The 16,687-nt window shown below is 64.5% G+C and carries 14 protein-coding genes and 1 other RNA gene; 4 read left to right on the top strand and 11 right to left on the bottom strand.

Annotated features, from left to right (window positions below):
• Window positions 1-62: 62 nt before the first annotated feature.
• The 6 genes from sdhA to D1F64_RS01790 all read right to left on the bottom strand — a co-directional run bounded on the left by sdhA (window position 63) and on the right by D1F64_RS01790 (window position 5,333).
• Window positions 63-1,925, bottom strand: coding sequence for a succinate dehydrogenase flavoprotein subunit (sdhA, locus tag D1F64_RS01815; protein WP_117411026.1), 1,863 nt, complete (start codon window positions 1,923-1,925; stop codon window positions 63-65).
• Window positions 1,926-1,929: 4 nt separating this feature from the next.
• Window positions 1,930-2,310, bottom strand: a complete 381-nt coding sequence (gene sdhD, locus D1F64_RS01810; RefSeq protein ID WP_117411025.1) for a succinate dehydrogenase, hydrophobic membrane anchor protein — start codon at window positions 2,308-2,310, stop codon at window positions 1,930-1,932.
• Window positions 2,311-2,327: 17 nt separating this feature from the next.
• Window positions 2,328-2,726 (bottom strand): succinate dehydrogenase, cytochrome b556 subunit, encoded by a 399-nt coding sequence (gene sdhC, locus D1F64_RS01805; protein ID WP_117411024.1) that lies wholly within the window; start codon window positions 2,724-2,726, stop codon window positions 2,328-2,330.
• Window positions 2,727-3,082: 356 nt separating this feature from the next.
• A complete protein-coding gene (locus D1F64_RS01800; RefSeq protein ID WP_117411023.1) occupies window positions 3,083-3,763 on the bottom strand; it encodes a sulfate transporter family protein in 681 nt (226 codons plus the stop codon).
• Window positions 3,764-3,859: 96 nt separating this feature from the next.
• Window positions 3,860-4,807, bottom strand: coding sequence for an NAD(+) diphosphatase (gene nudC, locus D1F64_RS01795; RefSeq protein ID WP_117411022.1), 948 nt, complete (start codon window positions 4,805-4,807; stop codon window positions 3,860-3,862).
• Between the two features lie 109 nt (window positions 4,808-4,916).
• Window positions 4,917-5,333, bottom strand: a complete 417-nt coding sequence (locus tag D1F64_RS01790) for an HIT family protein (protein WP_117411021.1) — start codon at window positions 5,331-5,333, stop codon at window positions 4,917-4,919.
• Between the two features lie 171 nt (window positions 5,334-5,504).
• On the opposite strand from D1F64_RS01790, the gene ffs reads away from it, so the two are divergent.
• The 4 genes from ffs to recR all read left to right on the top strand — a co-directional run bounded on the left by ffs (window position 5,505) and on the right by recR (window position 8,768).
• Window positions 5,505-5,602, top strand: an RNA gene (gene ffs, locus D1F64_RS01785) — signal recognition particle sRNA small type.
• A gap of 122 nt (window positions 5,603-5,724) precedes the next feature.
• On the top strand, window positions 5,725-7,668 hold the full coding sequence (locus tag D1F64_RS01780; protein WP_117411020.1) for a DNA polymerase III subunit gamma/tau: 1,944 nt from the start codon (window positions 5,725-5,727) through the stop codon (window positions 7,666-7,668).
• Between the two features lie 145 nt (window positions 7,669-7,813).
• Window positions 7,814-8,134 carry a YbaB/EbfC family nucleoid-associated protein gene (locus tag D1F64_RS01775; protein WP_117411019.1) on the top strand — a complete coding sequence of 107 codons (321 nt, stop codon included), beginning with the start codon at window positions 7,814-7,816 and terminating at the stop codon, window positions 8,132-8,134.
• Window positions 8,135-8,159: 25 nt separating this feature from the next.
• Window positions 8,160-8,768: a recombination mediator RecR gene (gene recR / locus D1F64_RS01770; RefSeq protein ID WP_117411018.1), complete on the top strand. Its 609-nt coding sequence runs from the start codon at window positions 8,160-8,162 to the stop codon at window positions 8,766-8,768.
• Window positions 8,769-8,797: 29 nt separating this feature from the next.
• Here the strand turns inward: recR and D1F64_RS01765 are convergent, their stop codons facing one another.
• From D1F64_RS01765 to D1F64_RS01745, 5 genes are all read right to left on the bottom strand, one after another.
• The gene (locus tag D1F64_RS01765) at window positions 8,798-10,426 is read right to left on the bottom strand and encodes an ABC transporter ATP-binding protein (protein WP_117414351.1); all 1,629 of its coding nucleotides are present in this window, start codon (window positions 10,424-10,426) and stop codon (window positions 8,798-8,800) included.
• Window positions 10,427-10,452: 26 nt separating this feature from the next.
• Window positions 10,453-11,532: an ABC transporter permease gene (locus tag D1F64_RS01760; protein WP_248304834.1), complete on the bottom strand. Its 1,080-nt coding sequence runs from the start codon at window positions 11,530-11,532 to the stop codon at window positions 10,453-10,455.
• Between the two features lie 114 nt (window positions 11,533-11,646).
• A complete protein-coding gene (locus D1F64_RS01755; protein WP_117411016.1) occupies window positions 11,647-12,756 on the bottom strand; it encodes a microcin C ABC transporter permease YejB in 1,110 nt (369 codons plus the stop codon).
• Window positions 12,757-12,895: 139 nt separating this feature from the next.
• On the bottom strand, window positions 12,896-14,773 hold the full coding sequence (locus D1F64_RS01750; protein WP_205470613.1) for an extracellular solute-binding protein: 1,878 nt from the start codon (window positions 14,771-14,773) through the stop codon (window positions 12,896-12,898).
• Window positions 14,770-16,587: an extracellular solute-binding protein gene (locus D1F64_RS01745; protein WP_248304833.1), complete on the bottom strand. Its 1,818-nt coding sequence runs from the start codon at window positions 16,585-16,587 to the stop codon at window positions 14,770-14,772. Before D1F64_RS01745 ends, D1F64_RS01750 begins: the two co-directional genes overlap by 4 nt.
• Window positions 16,588-16,687 lie beyond the last annotated feature (100 nt).

The raw sequence follows: 16,687 nt of genomic DNA, 5'->3' as shown, positions 1-16,687 counted from the left end.
GGGCTGGATCCGGTTTGCCAATCATGACGCGGCCGGGCTGAAGGGCCCGGGCGCGGCATGGCTCAATAGACGCGCGCTTTCGGCGCGATTTTCTTCGGGTCGATACCGCCGTCCGCGAGCTTGGTCAGCGGTTCGGTGACCACCGGACGGTAGTCGAGCGACACATCGCCGTTCTCCGCGACGCGCGCCAGCGTGTGCTTGCGCCAGTTGACGTCGTCACGGCCGGCGAATGGACCGTCCTTGTAATCCTCGCGGGCGTGCGCGCCACGGCTCTCCTTGCGCGCTTCCGCGCCATAGACCGTGGTGATCGCGTTGGCCATCAGGTTTTCCAGCTCCAGCGTCTCCACCAGATCGGAATTCCAGATCATCGAGCGGTCGGTGACCTTGACGTCGGTCAGCTCGCCCCAGATCGCGGAAATCCGCTTGCAGCCCTGCTCCAGGCTTTCCTGGGTGCGGAACACCGCGGCGTCGTCCTGCATGGCGCGCTGCATCTTCTCGCGCAGTTCGGCCGTCGGGATCGAGCCGTTGGCGTGACGCAGCCGGTCGAAGCGCTGCATGATCTTGTCGCACGACGCCTCGTTCGGTGTGGGCACGGGTGATTTCGGATCCACGACCTCGGCCGCGCGGATGGCGGCGGCGCGGCCGAACACCACCAGATCGGTCAGCGAGTTGGAGCCGAGCCGGTTGGCGCCGTGCACGCTCGCGCAGCCCGCCTCGCCCACGGCCATCAGGCCCGGCTGGATGCGGTCGGGATTGTCGGAGTCGGCGTTGAGCACCTCGCCCCAGTAGTTGGTCGGGATGCCGCCCATGTTGTAGTGAACCGTCGGCAGCACGGGAATCGGCTCGCGGGTCAGATCGACGCCGGCGAAAATCTTCGCCGATTCGGAAATGCCCGGAAGCCGTTCGTGCAGCAGCGCCGGATCAAGATGATCCAGATGCAGGAAGATGTGGTCCTTGTTCGGGCCAACGCCGCGGCCTTCGCGGATTTCCAGCGTCATGCAGCGCGAGACCACGTCGCGCGAGGCCAGATCCTTGGCCGACGGCGCGTAGCGCTCCATGAAGCGCTCGCCCTCGGAATTGACCAGATAGCCGCCTTCGCCGCGTGCGCCTTCGGTGATCAGGCAGCCCGAACCGTAGATGCCGGTGGGGTGGAACTGCACGAACTCCATGTCCTGCAGCGGAAGGCCCGCGCGCGCGACCATGCCGCCGCCGTCACCCGTACAGGTGTGCGCGGAGGTTGCGGAGAAATAGGCACGGCCGTAGCCGCCGGTCGCCAGAACCACCATCTTGGCGGAGAAGCGATGGATCGTGCCGTCGTCGAGGTTCCAGGCGATGACACCCTGGCAAACGCCGTCGTCCGACATGATCAGGTCGAGCGCGAAATACTCGATGTAGAACTCGGCGTTGTGCTTGAGCGACTGGCCATAGAGCGTGTGCAGGATGGCGTGACCGGTGCGGTCGGCGGCAGCACAGGTGCGCTGCACCGGGGGGCCGTCGCCGAAATTCTGCATGTGGCCGCCGAAGGGGCGCTGGTAGATCTTGCCTTCCTCGTTGCGCGAGAATGGCACGCCGTAATGCTCGAGCTCATAGACGGCCTTGGGCGCTTCGCGGGCGAGATACTCCATGGCGTCGGTGTCGCCGAGCCAGTCGGAACCCTTCACCGTGTCGTACATGTGCCACTGCCAGCTGTCCGGCGTCATGTTGACGAGCGATGCCGCGATGCCGCCCTGCGCTGCGACGGTGTGCGAGCGGGTCGGGAACACCTTGGAGATGCAGGCGGTCTTCAGGCCGCGTTCGGCCATGCCGAGGGTTGCGCGCAGGCCCGCGCCGCCGGCTCCGACGACCACGACGTCGAATTCGTGATCGACATATTCATAGGCATGGCCGCCCGCAGACGGACCACTGTTCGCGTTCGATGCTGCCATGCGTTCAGCTCCCGACGCTGATTTTGACGACCGCGAAGACCGAGGCGAGCCCGATGATCGCGCAAAAGAAGGTGTTGGCCATCAGCCAGATGACCCGCGCCAGTTCACCGGGCACATAGTCCTCGATGATGATCTGCATGCCGAGCTTCATGTGATAGATGCCAGCCAGCAGAACGAGCAGCACGGCGATGGCAACCAGCGGCGAGCCGATGAACGACCGCGCGGTCTCGTAGTCAGCGCCTTGCAGCATCACCAGAACGACGATGAAGAAGACGATCAGCGGAATATTGGCCACCGCGGTCACCCGCTGGCGCCAGAAATGCTCGGTGCCGTCCTTTGCAGACCCGAGGCCGCGGACCTTGCCCAGGGGCGTACGCATGCTCATGGTGTCTCTCCTGTGGCTCAGCGAACCGCGTAGCCGATGATCCAAAGCAGGATCGTCAGCACCACGGAGCCGATGACGGTTGCAAGCGCCAGCTTCTCGCGGGTGCCCTTTTCGAGGCCGCGACCGGTGTCCCAGACCAGATGGCGCATGCCGCCGATCATGTGGAACGTCAGCGCCCAGGTGAACCCGAAGAGCACGAGGCGACCCAGGATCGAGCCGAAGATCTCGCTGACGAAATCATAGTAGGCGGGCCCGCTGGCGATGGCGATGAGCCACCAGGCCACAAGCACGGTACCGACGTAGAGCGCCGATCCCGTAATGCGGTGCAGGATGGACGTGACCATCGTGAGGATGGGCTTGTAGATTTGCAGATGGGGCGACAGGGGCCTTGCGGCCTTGGCGTCGACTTCCGACATTTGGCGATCCCTTCCAGCTTACGTAAACGTAAGCAAAACCAAGGATTATTTCGTCGCCGTTCTAGGCCCAAACGGCGGCGGCGTCAAAACAGGAATACCCTATTTCCGCCTCACGCCTCAATTTTTCACTATCTGGCAGGCGTTGAGGTCCGTTTGAAGGCCGTTTCGCGCCGTTTCCCGGCAAATCGATCGCACCATGCGGCGCGGCAAAAAACCACCGCCGAATCGTCAAACTGAAGATTTCACGATTGTTCAACGCCATTGAGGCGGGCTGGAATGCCCCTTCAGTCACCGCAACGCAGCGACAATATCGGTGCGCCGCAGCATGAAATCGGGCGCGACCGCGGGTCGCGGGCTCAGACGGCCGCGGCCATCGTCCGCGCCCGAACACGCTTGTACAGGTGCACCATGAAGACGGTGGCGAAGATCGGCGTCAGCAGGTTGAGGATCGGAATCGCCAGCACGCCCGCGATCAACAGCCCGCCCAGGAGAACCGTGCCGCCATGCGCCTTGCGCAGCCGCTTGGCGGCCGCCTCGTCGACATCGCGCATGGCGGCGAACTGGAAGAATTCCCGTCCGAGCAGGTAGCCGTTGACGAGAAAGAAGGCGACGATGTTGATGCCGGGCACCAACAGCAGGATCAGCGCGATCAGGTTGCCCAGGATCACCACGCCGGCGAATTTCACCGCAAGCCACAACGAGGGAATCAGCGCCATGGGCTTGCCCGGCGGGTCAGCCGGATAATCCTGGCTCTCGACAAGATCCGCGACTTCGTCCTGAAACAGGCCCGCGAAAATCGCGCTGACAGGTGCGATCAGGAAACCCAGACCGATGAGGGCGCCGATGCCGGTGAGGATGCCGATCACCGTCTCCAGCCACGGATAGCTGGTGAAATCAATGAAATAGACGACCGTCCCCTGGATCGCCATCCACACGACGATCAGCAGCGCCACCGTGATGCCGAGCGACTTCCACAGGATCGCGCGAAACGGTGGCGACAGCACTTGGGAAAAGGAGCGGGTGGCGAGGGACAGCATGGCGATGCGGGCTCCTGTGGCTTGGCGAAACGTGCCGGACCGCTGACATAGGGGAGAGGGCGTACGGCCGCAAGACGCGGCCGCTGGTGGGATCTCTCAGACCTCGCCGTCGACGAAGGCCTTCATCAGGATGTGGGCGATGGCCATGGGCGGCGGCGCGATCAGGCCGTCGGGGTGCGTGCGTGGCAGCATCAGGGCCACGTCGTCGCGGTGGAACCATCGGCAATCGTCGAGCTCGGTCGCGTCCATGGTGATCCCCGTGGTCAGCGCTTCGACAATGCAGCCGATCATCAGCGAGGCGGGAAACGGCCAGGGCTGGCTGGCATAATAGCTCACCCGGCCCGCACGGATTCCGGCCTCCTCCCAGGTTTCGCGCCGCACCGCCGCCTCGATCGTCTCGCCCGGCTCAATGAAGCCCGCAAGCGCCGAATACATGCCCTCGACAAAACGCGGCTGGCGTCCGAGCAGGCAACGGTCGCCGTCGACCGTCAGCATGATGGCGACGGGATCGGTGCGCGGAAAATGCAGACCACCGCACGAGGGGCAGTCGCGCCGGTAGCCGCCCTGGGTCAGGATGCTCCTGGTGCCGCAGCGCGAGCAAAACCGGTGCGTCTGGTGCCAGTGCAGCAGCGAGCGCCCCTGCGCCAGAAGCCCCACGTCACCGGCGGGCATCTGGCCGTCCACCGCCAGCGAACGCAGATCGATGAGTTTCAGCGCCCCCGCGGCCTCCACGCTCTCCTCGGCCGTCTCGCCGAGTGGAATCCCGGCGGAGAAAAAGGCCGGCCCGTCGCGGCTGCCGAGAAACGGACAGTCGTCAAAATCGGCCTGCAGAGCCTCCGCGAGCGCTCGCGCATGTCCGATCCGAAGCGACTCGCCGATGCCGATCACCGGACGGTCGCCGCAGAACAGCAGGAAACGGGCCGCCTCGCCATCGCGTGCCGCCGCGATCCAGGCGGCATCCTCGCGCTTGTCCGCCAGCCTGTCGATGTCGTTTGCGGCAAAGCCAAGCAGGACCGAGGGATCGGAGGGATGCGCGAAGCTCATGGTGTGAAAACTTTCCCGGCCTGTCTCAGAAAGCGCGCCTGCTGGAGGCGGAGGGATTCGGTGCGGCGAGGCTATCGCGGCACCTCGCGGGATGCAAAGCGGCGCGGGCTCAGTCCAGCGCCCGTCGCAGGGCCCCAATCATCTCGCCGCGCGCTTCCGGCGATCGGGCCTGCGCCTCGCCCACGCCCCACACGGGCCCCGGCCAGGCCGGATCGTCGTTGAATCGCGCGATCACATGCACATGCAGTTGCGCCACCATGTTGCCCAGCGCGCCGACATTCAGCTTGTCGCAGCCGGTGATCGCCTTCAATGCGGAGGAGACCTGCGCGATCTCGGCCATCAATTGTGTGCGATCAGCCGCGTCCAGATCGATGATTTCGATGAGATTGGGCTTTCGCGGCACCAGGAGCAGCCACGGATAGCGCGCGTCACCTGACAGCCGCAGCGTGCTCAACGGCAGATCCAGGACGAAGGCGCTGTCGGTCTCAAGCCAGGGATCGAGTGAAAAGCCATCGGGTTCGGACATGCGGTTCCTCGAATGTTTGCGGTATCTCCAAAGCGCGACGGAGTCGGCTCCTCGGTGCGAGCGGCGGTGCGCGCCGTTTCGGGCAAAACTGTGCAGGAATCCGGCGCTTGCGACATTCGCCCGGATTGGCCCTTGCCAACGCCCCTCCTAATCCTGATATAACGGGCTCGGGAGGTTGGCTAGTGGACGCGCCACTCGCCAACCGGGTCAGGTCCGGAAGGAAGCAGCCCCAACGAGTATCGGCACGGGTCACCGTGTCCAACCTCCCACCTCCATTCGGCGCGCGGCGCGCCACAGTCAAACGGCTTACCACAAGCCGGGGCTCACAGGCCGCCGCAGGCCGGGCCGCGGCGGAATTGGCCGCTTTGCACGGCGGCCCGAACGGGGCGTCATGGACGGCAATCTCCACAATGACGACCAGCCTGACGGCACGCTGAACGATCCCGTTCAGCCGAGTCTCATCCCCACGCCCGACGCGACCAAGGATGACGGCGCCTACCGCGTTCTCGCCCGCAAATACCGCCCGCGCGATTTTACCGACCTGATCGGCCAGGAGCCGATGGTGCGCACCCTGTCCAATGCGTTCGAGACCGGGCGCATCGCCCAGGCCTGGATGCTGACCGGCGTGCGCGGTGTCGGCAAGACGACCACGGCGCGGATTCTGGCGCGCGCCCTCAACTACGAGATCCCCGGCGAGATCGACCAGCCGACCATCGCGCTCGAACGGCTGGGCATCCATTGCCAGGCGATCATGGACGGCGGCCACATCGACGTCATCGAGATGGACGCCGCCTCGCACACCGGCATCGACGACATTCGCGAGATCACCGATGCGGCGCGCTACCGGCCCGTTTCCGCGCGCTACAAAGTCTACATCATCGATGAGGTGCACATGCTGTCGAAGGCGGCCTTCAACGGGCTGCTGAAGACGCTCGAAGAGCCGCCCGAGCACGTGAAATTCATCTTCGCCACCACGGAAATCCGCAAGGTTCCGGTGACGGTGCTGTCGCGCTGCCAGCGCTTCGATTTGCGCCGCGTGGAAGCCGAAACGCTGGTCAAGCACCTGCGGCGGATTTCGGATTCCGAGAAGGTGGCGATCGAGGACGAGGCGCTTGCCATGGTGGCGCGTGCGGCCGAGGGCTCCGTGCGCGATTCACTGTCGCTGCTCGACCAGGCCATGGCGCATGGCGCGGGCACGATCACCGCCGACGAGTTGCGCGGCATGCTGGGACTGGCCGACCGCGCCCGGGTGATCGATCTGTTCGAACACGTGATGAAGGGCGATGCGGCCGCGGCCCTCGATGGGTTGCGCGAACAATACGATGTGGGCGCCGACCCGGCCGTGATCATGAGCGATCTCGCGGAATTCGTGCATCTGGTGACCCGCCTCAAGGTGGTGCCCGATGCCGGCAACGACACCTCTGTCACCGAGACCGAGCGCACGCGCGGCAAGGCTTTTGCCGAGGCGCTGTCGATGCGCGTGCTGGGCCGGGCGTGGCAGATGCTGCTCAAGGCGGTGGGCGAGGTACAGACCGCGCCCAAGCCGCTGGCGGCCGCCGACATGGCGCTGATCCGCCTGTGCTACGCCGCCGACCTGCCCACGCCCGACGACGCCCTGCGTCAGTTGCGCGGCACGCAGCAGGCTGCCCCTGCCGCGCCCGCTGGCGGCGGCCCCGCCGCAGGTGGCGGCGGACAGCCGGGCGGACATGCGCAACAGGCGCCGGCGCAACAATCCGCCCCGCCGGCCGGCGCACCATCCATGTCGGCACTCCAACAAGGCGCACCGCGGCTGCAGGCCATCACGGGCGGCCAGCAGGCCGCGCACCAGCCCAAGCATGTGCCCCAGCCGGAGCCTCAGACAGCGCAATCCCCACCCGAGCCTGCGCTCAGCGACGTCCCGTCCGAGACCACGCTCACCATCGGCACGCTGGAAGACGTGGCCGCGCTGGCGGCGCAAAACCGCGACATCTCCTTGAAATTCGCCATAGAGCGGCAAATCCGGCTGATCGCCATCCAGCCGGGCCGGCTCGACATCGCCATCGACAAGGGCGCGGCCGCTGATCTCGCGGGCGTGCTCGGCCGCAAGCTGAGCGACTGGACCGGACAACGCTGGCTTGTCGCCGTCAGCCGCGCCGAACCCGGCGCGCAGACGATCCATGAGCGCCGCGAGGCCGATCAGGCGCAGCTTGTCACCGACGCCCGCGCCAATCCGGCCGTCTCCGCCGTGCTCGACGCCTTTCCCGGCTCGGAAATCGTCGATGTGCGGGTTCTCGAGGGCGAAGACACAGATGTTCTTGATGCGTCTCCCGACGACGAGACGGACGACGACGACTGATATCAGAAAGCCGCGGAGCCGCATCGCCTCTTCCCGGCGCGGACTCTGGATTTCAACGCAAACGCGCCCATATCCGGCTGCGTGTTCCACCCACCCTCCGGCGCGTGCCAGGCCGCGACCCGGACAGATCCAACGAGGCGCCCCGATGGATTTCATGAAGATGATGAAGCAGGCCAAGCAGATGCAAGAGCAGATGGGCTCGCTTCAGGAGGAGGTCGCGGCCATCGAGGTCACTGGCGCCTCCGGCGGCGGCATGGTCGTCGTCACGCTGAACGGCAAGGGCACCATGCAGAGCCTGAAGATCGACCCCTCGCTCGCCAAGGCCGACGAAGTCGAGATCCTCGAGGATCTGATCATCGCCGCGCACAATGACGCCAAGGCCAAGGCGGAGGCCGCGATGGCCGAAAAGACCCAGGAGATGATGAGCGGTCTCGGTCTGCCCGCAGGCATGAAGCTGCCGTTTTGATCCGCCCTTCGCGCCGGGACATTCCATGAGCACGCGCAGGGTCACAGGACCGGAGATCGAGCGGCTGATCCAGTTGCTGGCCAAGCTTCCGGGGCTGGGGCCACGCTCGGCGCGCCGCGCGGCGCTGCAGCTGATCCAGAAGAAGGAACAGTTGCTGGTGCCGCTGGCCGAAGCCATGGGCGTGGCCGTTCAAAGCGTCGGCGTCTGCGCAACATGCGGCAACATCGACACCAGCGATCCTTGCACCGTCTGTGCCGATCCGCGCCGCGACGCGCGCACGATTGTCGTCGTGGAGGATGTTTCGGATCTGTGGGCGCTGGAACGCGCAGCCGCGATCAACGCGCGCTATCATGTGCTCGGCGGCACCCTGTCGCCGCTCGACGGCATCGGGCCGGAGGATCTGACAATCGACGCGCTGGTGGCGCGGGTAAAGGCCGGCGGCGTGGACGAAGTGATCCTGGCGGTGAACGCCACCATGGAGGGCCAGACGACCGCGCATTACGTCACAGACCAGCTCGCTGGCCTCGGTGCGAAGATTTCCCGGCTTGCGCATGGCGTGCCGGTCGGCGGCGAATTGGACTACCTCGACGAAGGAACGCTCAGCGCCGCCATCCGCTCCAGAACCCCGTTCTGATAACCGCAGCCTGATGGCGTTGACCGGAGCTATTCGCTGACCAGGCCTTCGCCCACGGCCTCGAGGCGGAAGGCCGCGGCCATCAGCGCCTTGGTGTAGTCGGTCCGCGGCGCGTCGAAAATCCTGTCCGACGTGCCGGATTCCACCACCTTGCCCTGGCGCATGACGATCACGTCGTTGGCGAGCGCGCGCACCACCTTCAGATCGTGGCTGATGAACAGATAGGCCAGGTCGTGCTTCTTCTGCAGGTCGCGCAGCAGATCGACCACCTGCGCCTGCACGCTCATGTCCAGCGCCGAGGTCGGCTCGTCGAGCATGACGAATTTCGGCTCCAGAACCATGGCCCGAGCCACCGAGATGCGCTGACGCTGGCCGCCGGAGAATTCATGCGGATAGCGGTGCATGGTCGCGGGATCAATGCCGACCTCGTCCAGCGCGGCGGCGACCTTGCGGTCGCGCTCCTGCTTTGACAGATGCGGCATGTGGATGCCCAGGCCTTCGGCGACGATCTCGGCGATCGACATGCGTGGGCTCAACGAGCCGAAGGGATCTTGGAAGACCACCTGCATGTCGCGGCGCAGCGGCCGCATGTCGCGCCAGGATTTCTCCTGGATGTCCTTGCCGAAAAACGCGATGCGACCTTTTGAGGAAATCATCCGCAGGATCGCCAGCCCGAGCGTGGTCTTGCCCGAGCCGCTCTCGCCCACCACACCCAGCGTTTGGCCCTCGCGCACCCGCACGTCGATGCCGTCCACCGCCTTGATGTGATCGACGGTGCGGCGCAGGAAGCCGCGCTTGACCGGGAACCAGACCTTCAGATCGTCCGCCTCCACGACGATGGGGCGCTCCATGTCGCGTTTCGGCGGTGTGCCCTTCGGTTCCGCCGCCAGCAGATGACGCGTGTAGGCGTGCTGCGGATTGGTGAAAATCCCCTCGACCGGTCCTTGTTCAACGATCTCGCCGTCGGTCATCACGCAAACCCGGTCGGCGGTCTTGCGCACGATCCCGAGGTCATGGGTGATGAACAGCATGGCCATGCCGCGTTCGCCCTGCAGATCCTTCAGCAGCTTCAGGATCTGCGCCTGCACGGTCACGTCGAGCGCGGTGGTCGGCTCATCGGCGATCAACAGGTCCGGTTCATTCGCAAGCGCCATGGCGATCATCACGCGCTGGCGCTGGCCGCCGGAAAGCTGATGCGGATAGGAGGCGAGCCGGGTCTCCGGATCGCGGATGCCGACCTGGTCGAGCAGTTCGAGCACCCGCGCGCGCGCCGCCTTGTCGCCCATGCCCCGGTGCAGCTTGAGAATTTCCGACACCTGCCGCTCAACGCTGTGCAACGGGTTGAGCGAGGTCATCGGCTCCTGGAAGATCATCGAGATGTCGTTGCCGCGCACCGCGCGCAACGCCGGTTCCCGGGCGTTGAGCAGATTCTCGCCGTTGAACAGAATCTCGCCATTCGGATGCGAGGCGGCCGGATAGGGCAGCAGCTTCAGGATCGACAGGGCGGTGACCGATTTTCCCGACCCGGACTCGCCCACCAGCGCCAGCGTTTCCCCCTTGCGAATGTCAAAGGAGACGTTCCTGACCGCATGGGTTGTGAAATCGGCCTGCGTGAAGTCCACGTCGAGGTTGCGGATCGAAAGGAGAGGGTCATTCATCTGCTTGGAGTCGTTCATCGCCCGCCTCACTTGAACGTCTTGCGCGGGTCGAAGGCGTCGCGCACCGCCTCGCCGATGAAGATCAACAGGCTGAGCATCACCGAGATCACCAGGAAGCCCGAGAACCCCAGCCAGGGCGCCTGCAGGTTGTTCTTGCCCTGGGCCAGCAGTTCGCCCAGCGACGGCGAGCCCGGCGGCAGCCCGAAGCCGAGAAAGTCCAGCGCCGTCAGCGTCGAGATCGAGCCGTTGAGGATGAACGGCATGAAGGTCAGCGTCGCCACCATGGCGTTGGGCAGCAGATGCCGGAACATGATGGCGCGGTTGGACACGCCCAGCGCCCGCGCGGCGTTCACATATTCGAAATTGCGGCCGCGCAGGAATTCCGCGCGCACCACGCCCACCAGCGCCACCCAGGAGAACGCCAGCAGAATTCCGCACAGGATCCAGAAGTTCGGCGTCAGAATACTGGCGATGATCAGGATCAGATAGAGCGTCGGAATCGACGTCCAGATCTCGATGAAGCGCTGGAAAAGAAGATCGATCCAGCCGCCATAGTACCCTTGCACCGCGCCGGCCGAGACGCCGATGATCGACGAGAGAACCGTCAGCGTCAGCCCAAACAGCACCGACAGCCGGAAGCCGTAGATCAGCCGCGCCACCACGTCACGACCCTGATCGTCGGTGCCGACCCAGTTCCAGTTGCCCAGCGTGCAGCCGCTGTCCGCCACCCCTTGCGGATAGCGCTGGCAGCGCGTCTCCTTGTCCAACATCCACGACGGCGGCGCGGGCGCCGGCACCGGGAGTTCGTTGTTCACCGTGTTGTAGGAGTATCGGATCGGCGGCCAGACCATCCAGCCGTTGCTCTCGACCTCCTCCTTGATGAAGGGGTCGCGGTAATCGGTCACCGCGAGAAAGCCGCCGAATTTCTCTTCCGGATAGTCGACGAAGATCGGCGTGAGCAGCTCGCCCTTGTAGGAAATCAGGATCGGTTTGTCGTTGGCGATGAATTCCGCGACCAGCGACAGCGCGAAGAGCACCAGAAAGATCCACAACGACCAGTAGCCGCGCCGGTTGGCGCGGAAGTTCGTGAGCCGGCGGCGGTTCATCGGCGACAGCTTGAATTTCTCGCGCGGTGGCTGCTCCTCGGCCGGCAATGGATTGATGGTCTCATATCCTTGGTCGGAAAGATCTTTTTCGAGACGCATGTCGGCTGTCATGGCTCAGACCTCCCGGCTTTCGAAATCGATCCGGGGATCGATCCAGGTGTAGGTGAGGTCGGAAATCAATCCGACCAGCAGCCCCATCAGCGAGAAGATGAACAAGGTCGCGAAGATCACCGGATAGTCGCGGTTGATTACCGACTCAAAACCCAAAAGCCCCAGCCCGTCGAGCGAGAAGATCGTCTCGATCAGCAGCGATCCCGCGAAGAACGACGAGATGAAGGCGCCGGGGAAGCCCGCCACGATGATCAGCATGGCATTGCGGAACACATGCCGGTACAGCACCTCGCGCTCGCTCAGCCCCTTGGCGCGGGCCGTCACCACATATTGCTTGCGGATCTCATCAAGGAAGGAATTCTTGGTCAGCAGTGTCGTGGTGGCAAACGCCGACAGCGCCATCGCGGTCAGCGGCAGCGCCAGGTGCCAGAAGTAATCGAGAATCTTTTCGCCCCACGACAGCGTGTCCCAATTGTCCGAGAACAGCCCGCGCAAGGGGAACCAGTCGAAGAACGAGCCGCCGGCGAAGAGCACGATCAGCAGCACAGCGAACAGGAAGCCCGGAATCGCATAGCCCACGACGATCACCGCCGAGGTCCAGACATCAAAACGGCTACCGTCGGTCACCGCCTTGCGTATCCCAAGCGGGATCGAAATCAGATAGGAGATCAGCGTCATCCAGAGCCCGAGCGAAATCGACACGGGCATCTTCTCGATCACCAGATCGACCACCGCGATGTCGCGAAAATAACTCTCGCCGAAATCGAAGCGGGCGTAGTTCCACAGCATCCGCCCGAAGCGCTCCAGCGGCGGCTTGTCGAAGCCGAACTGCTTCTCCAGATCCTTGATGAACTCCGGATCCAGGCCTTGCGCGCCGCGATATTTGGAGCTCGATTCCGCACCGCCGCCCTGGCTGGCGCTCTGGCCGCCGCCGAGATCGCCGCTGCCGCCGGAAATCCGCGCGGTGGCGGAGACATCGGTGCCCGTGAGCTGGGCAATGACCTTCTCCACCGGCCCGCCCGGCGCAAACTGGATGATCACGAAGTTGACCGCCATGATGCCGATGATCGTCGGGATCATCAGAAGCAGCCGTCGCAGGATGTAGGCGCCCATGGTCTGTTCTCAGTCCGTCTGCATCGGCGTGTGTTCGCCCGGAACCCGCTCATTGGCGAAAACCAACCGATTCCAACAAGCTATAGCATCATTAACGCGCGCGTCACCATCGTCGCAGGAGCGATAATGGAACATCGTTCTAGTCGAACGTCGCGGCTTTGGTCCCGTCGGACCACCAGGTGGTTTCCACGGGAAACCCGTAGCGCGGTTTCTCCGGAGGAAATCCGAAGCGGTCCCAATAGGCCACCGCGTGGCTGGCCTTGTACCAGTTGGGCACCCAGTAGTGCGACGCGCGCAGCACCCGGTCCAGCACCTTGCACGCGATGGTCATCGCCTCGCGGCTATCGGCGTGAATGATCTTTTCAATAAGCGCGTCAACGGCCGGATCGCTGATACCGGCGAGATTGTTGCTGCCCGGGCGCCCGGCCGCATCCGATCCCCAGAACTGCCGGATGCCCTCGCCGGGCGTCGCCTCCATGGCATAGCGCCGGCCCACGGCATCGAAATCGAAATCGTTGAGCCGCGACTGATATTGTGCTGAATCGACCACCCGGAAGGTCGCCTCCACACCGATCAGGCGGAGGTTCTTCACATAGGGCAGGATCACCCGCTCGAAGCTCGGCGAATTGGACAGGAACTCCACCGTCAGCGGCGTCCCGGATGCCGAGACCAGCGTCTGGCCCTCGCGTATCCAGCCGGCGTCACGCAGCAGCTCCGTCGCGCGGCGAAACAAAGCACGATCCTGGCCCGAGCCATCGGAGACGGGCGCGCGCCAGACCTCGCCGAACACGTCTGCGGAAAGCTGGCCGCGCAACGGTTCCAGCAGCGTCAGTTCTTCAGCCGAGGGCACGCCGTGGGCCATCATCTCGGAATTCTGGAAGAAGGAATTGGTGCGCTCGTAGAGCCCGTAGAACAGGTTCTGATTTGTCCACTCGAAATCGAACGCCAGGCCGATAGCCTCCCGGGTGCGCGGATCTGAAAATTTATCCCGCCGGGTGTTGAAGAACCAGCCCTGCGCTCCGGCGGGCCGGTCGTCGGGAAACGTCGTCTTGATCACGCGCCCGTCGCGCACGGCGGGGAAATCATACTCCGTCGCCCAGCTCTTGGAGACGAACTCCTCGTAGAACGTCAGCTTGCCCTTCTTCATCGCCTCGAAGGCGATTTGCCGGTCGCGGAAGAACTCGATGCGGATGACGTCGAAATTGAAGGCGCCGCGGGCGACGGGGAGATCGCGCGCCCACCAGTCCTCCACGCGCTCGTAGTCGATGGTGCGGCCCTGCTCGAAGGCGCCGACCCGGTAGGGTCCGGAGCCCAGCGGCGGCTCCATCGTGGTCTTGGTGAAATCCTGGGTCTCGTAGTAGCGCCTGGAGAAGACCGGCAGACCGGCGACGACCATCGGCAGTTGCCGGGTCTGCTTGCCGGAAAAGGCCACCTCGACCACCTCGGACGAAAGTGCCTCGGCCGAGACCATCTCGGTGATCGTCTGGCTGATCAGCGGATGCCCCTTTTCCTTCAGCAACATCAGAGTGAAGGCCACGTCCTCGGCCACAAGCGGCGTACCGTCGTGAAAGCGCGCCTCGGGCCGAAGATGGAAGCGATAGCGGTTGCCGTCGTCCGACACGCTGACGGAGCGCGCCAACAGCCCGTAGACCGCGTCCGGCTCATCCAACGCGCGCACCATCAGGCTGTCGAAACACAGCTCCATGCGCGGCGGCGCGTCGCCCTTGAGAATGAACGAATTGAGCGTGTTGAAGGTCTGTGGGTTCTGGTTGTAGGCCCAGGAGGGCGCGGTGAAGGCAATCCGACCGCCCTTGGGCGCGTCCGGGACCAGATAGTCGAAGTGCGTGAAATCGGCGCCGTATTTCAGATCTCCGAACACCGACAGGCCATGGTGCTCCGCGCCGTTGCGCGAGACGGCGCGGGCGAAGCGGGGCATCAGCGTCGTAGCAAGCGGCGCCAGCGCGGACGCCGCGGCCATGCGCAGGACTGAGCGCCGGGAGAACCCTCCAGCGCTCATCTCTGCGGCCCCACCCGGGCGGCCTTGGCCTCGTCCCACCACCAGATCTCGGGGAACCCGTGGGTGTATTCCGGGATATTCTCTGGGTGGCCGAAGCGATCCCAGCGTGCCGTGCGGCTGACGTCGAGATACCACTGCGGGATCACGAAATGGTGCGCCAGCAGCACCCGGTCGAGCGCATGGGTGGCGGCGACCAGCTCGTCGCGATCCTTGGCGAAAATCACCTTGTCGATCAGCGCGTCGACGCCCTTGTCACGGATGCCGGCATAGTTGCGCGATTGCGGACGGTCGGCGGAATCCGACCCCCAGAACTCGCGCTGCTCATTGCCCGGCGATAGGGACTGTCCCCAACCCAGCGTCGTCATGTCGAAGTCACGCCCGCGCACGCGGTTGATGTATTGCGGCGTGTCGAGAACCCGCAGAGTCATCGTGATGCCGATGCGCTCGAGATTGCTGGCGTAGGGCAGGACATAGCGCTCGGCTCCCGGATCCTGCGCGATGAACTCGATCTCAAAGGGCTCGCCCGTCTTGACGTTGACCATCTTGCGGCCCTTCAACTCCCAGCCAGCCTGCTTGAGCAGGCCCACCGCCTTGCGCAGGTTGTCACGCAGTTTCTGCGGATCGCCGTTGACCGGATTGACGTATGGCGTGATGAACACCTCCGGCGGCACCAGATCGCGCACGCTCTCCAGGATCTTGAGCTCCTTGCCTTGCGGCAGGCCAGTCGCGGCCAACTCCGTTCCGGCGAAATAGGAATCGATGCGCTTGTACTGGCCAAAGAACGTCGTGCGGTTGGCGTTTTCGAAATCGAACGCCAGGTTCAGCGCCTCGCGCACGCGGGGATCGGAAAATTTTTCGCGCCGCAAGTTCGGCACAAAGGCCTGCATGATGCCGCGCGCCTTGTCAGGGAACATCTCCAGGATCACCCGGCCGTCGTGGACGGCGGGAAAATCATAGCCTGTCGCCCAGTTCTTGGCGCTGTTCTCCGCGCGGAAATCGTATTGGTCGCCCTTGAAGGCTTCCAGCAGTACGGTCGCGTCGCGATAGGAGTCGTAGCGGATCTCGTCGAAATTGTTGGTGCCCACGCGCACCGGCAGATCGGCGGCCCAATAATCCTGCACCCGCTCGTAGGTGATCTGGCGATTGGCATCGAACTCCTTGATGCGATAGGCGCCCGACCCCAGCGGTGGTTCCAGCGTGCCCTCGGCGATGCTGCGCTTCTCGCCGTTGGGTGCCGTTCCTTCCCACCAGTGCTTGGGCAGGATCTGCAACTGCCCCATAATGTGCGGCAGCTCGCGGTTTCCGGTCACGTCGAAGGTGAAGCGCACGGCGTCATCGCCTACAGCCTCGGCCTTGACCACGTTGCGGTAGTAAAAGCGGTGCGCCGGGCTCAGCTCGACCTGCTTGTCGAAGCTCCAGGTCACGTCGGCCACCGTGATCGGTTCGCCGTCGTGCCAACGTGCTTCGGGCCGCAGACGGAACTCGACCCAGCCGAAATCCTCGGGATAGCGCATGGCGGAAGCGATCACGCCGTATTCGGCGCTGATATCGGCCTCGTCGAGCGCAAGGTCCATCAGGCTGTCGTAGATCAGCGCCGAGCCGGGCGCCGCGTTACCCTTGGGCAGCACCGGATTGAACGTGTCGAAGCCGCCGGATGTCGACAACCGCACCAGCCCGCCCTTAGGCGCATCGGGATTGACGTAATCGAAATGGGTGACGTCGGGGCCGTATTTCGGCGTGCCGGTCAGCGCGGTGGCGTGGCGCCATTGCGGCTCATCCGCCCAGACGGCGGATGACAACAGGCACAGCGCCATGATCAGAGTGCTTCGCAGTCCAGGCGTGTTCATGAATCCTCCGGATGTCGATCCGGCTTGAGACACTTCCCCATATCAGGACTCATGTCCACCGCGCGTC

Source organism: Breoghania sp. L-A4 (assembly GCF_003432385.1).
In the GTDB taxonomy this organism is placed as follows: domain Bacteria; phylum Pseudomonadota; class Alphaproteobacteria; order Rhizobiales; family Stappiaceae; genus Breoghania.
The sequence above is the reverse complement of the archived record's forward strand: the minus strand, read 5'-3'. Positions and strand labels throughout refer to the sequence as shown.

What these genes read in the sequence shown, in the direction of transcription:
- sdhA (WP_117411026.1), bottom strand. Translation starts at nt 1,925, where the DNA reads ATGGCAGCATCGAACGCGAACAGTGGTCCGTCTGCGGGCGGCCATGCC.
- sdhD (WP_117411025.1), bottom strand. Translation starts at nt 2,310, where the DNA reads ATGAGCATGCGTACGCCCCTGGGCAAGGTCCGCGGCCTCGGGTCTGCA.
- sdhC (WP_117411024.1), bottom strand. Translation starts at nt 2,726, where the DNA reads ATGTCGGAAGTCGACGCCAAGGCCGCAAGGCCCCTGTCGCCCCATCTG.
- D1F64_RS01800 (WP_117411023.1), bottom strand. Translation starts at nt 3,763, where the DNA reads ATGCTGTCCCTCGCCACCCGCTCCTTTTCCCAAGTGCTGTCGCCACCG.
- nudC (WP_117411022.1), bottom strand. Translation starts at nt 4,807, where the DNA reads ATGAGCTTCGCGCATCCCTCCGATCCCTCGGTCCTGCTTGGCTTTGCC.
- D1F64_RS01790 (WP_117411021.1), bottom strand. Translation starts at nt 5,333, where the DNA reads ATGTCCGAACCCGATGGCTTTTCACTCGATCCCTGGCTTGAGACCGAC.
- D1F64_RS01780 (WP_117411020.1), top strand. Translation starts at nt 5,725, where the DNA reads ATGGACGGCAATCTCCACAATGACGACCAGCCTGACGGCACGCTGAAC.
- D1F64_RS01775 (WP_117411019.1), top strand. Translation starts at nt 7,814, where the DNA reads ATGGATTTCATGAAGATGATGAAGCAGGCCAAGCAGATGCAAGAGCAG.
- recR (WP_117411018.1), top strand. Translation starts at nt 8,160, where the DNA reads ATGAGCACGCGCAGGGTCACAGGACCGGAGATCGAGCGGCTGATCCAG.
- D1F64_RS01765 (WP_117414351.1), bottom strand. Translation starts at nt 10,426, where the DNA reads ATGAATGACCCTCTCCTTTCGATCCGCAACCTCGACGTGGACTTCACG.
- D1F64_RS01760 (WP_248304834.1), bottom strand. Translation starts at nt 11,532, where the DNA reads ATGAACCGCCGCCGGCTCACGAACTTCCGCGCCAACCGGCGCGGCTAC.
- D1F64_RS01755 (WP_117411016.1), bottom strand. Translation starts at nt 12,756, where the DNA reads ATGGGCGCCTACATCCTGCGACGGCTGCTTCTGATGATCCCGACGATC.
- D1F64_RS01750 (WP_205470613.1), bottom strand. Translation starts at nt 14,773, where the DNA reads ATGAGCGCTGGAGGGTTCTCCCGGCGCTCAGTCCTGCGCATGGCCGCG.
- D1F64_RS01745 (WP_248304833.1), bottom strand. Translation starts at nt 16,587, where the DNA reads ATGGCGCTGTGCCTGTTGTCATCCGCCGTCTGGGCGGATGAGCCGCAA.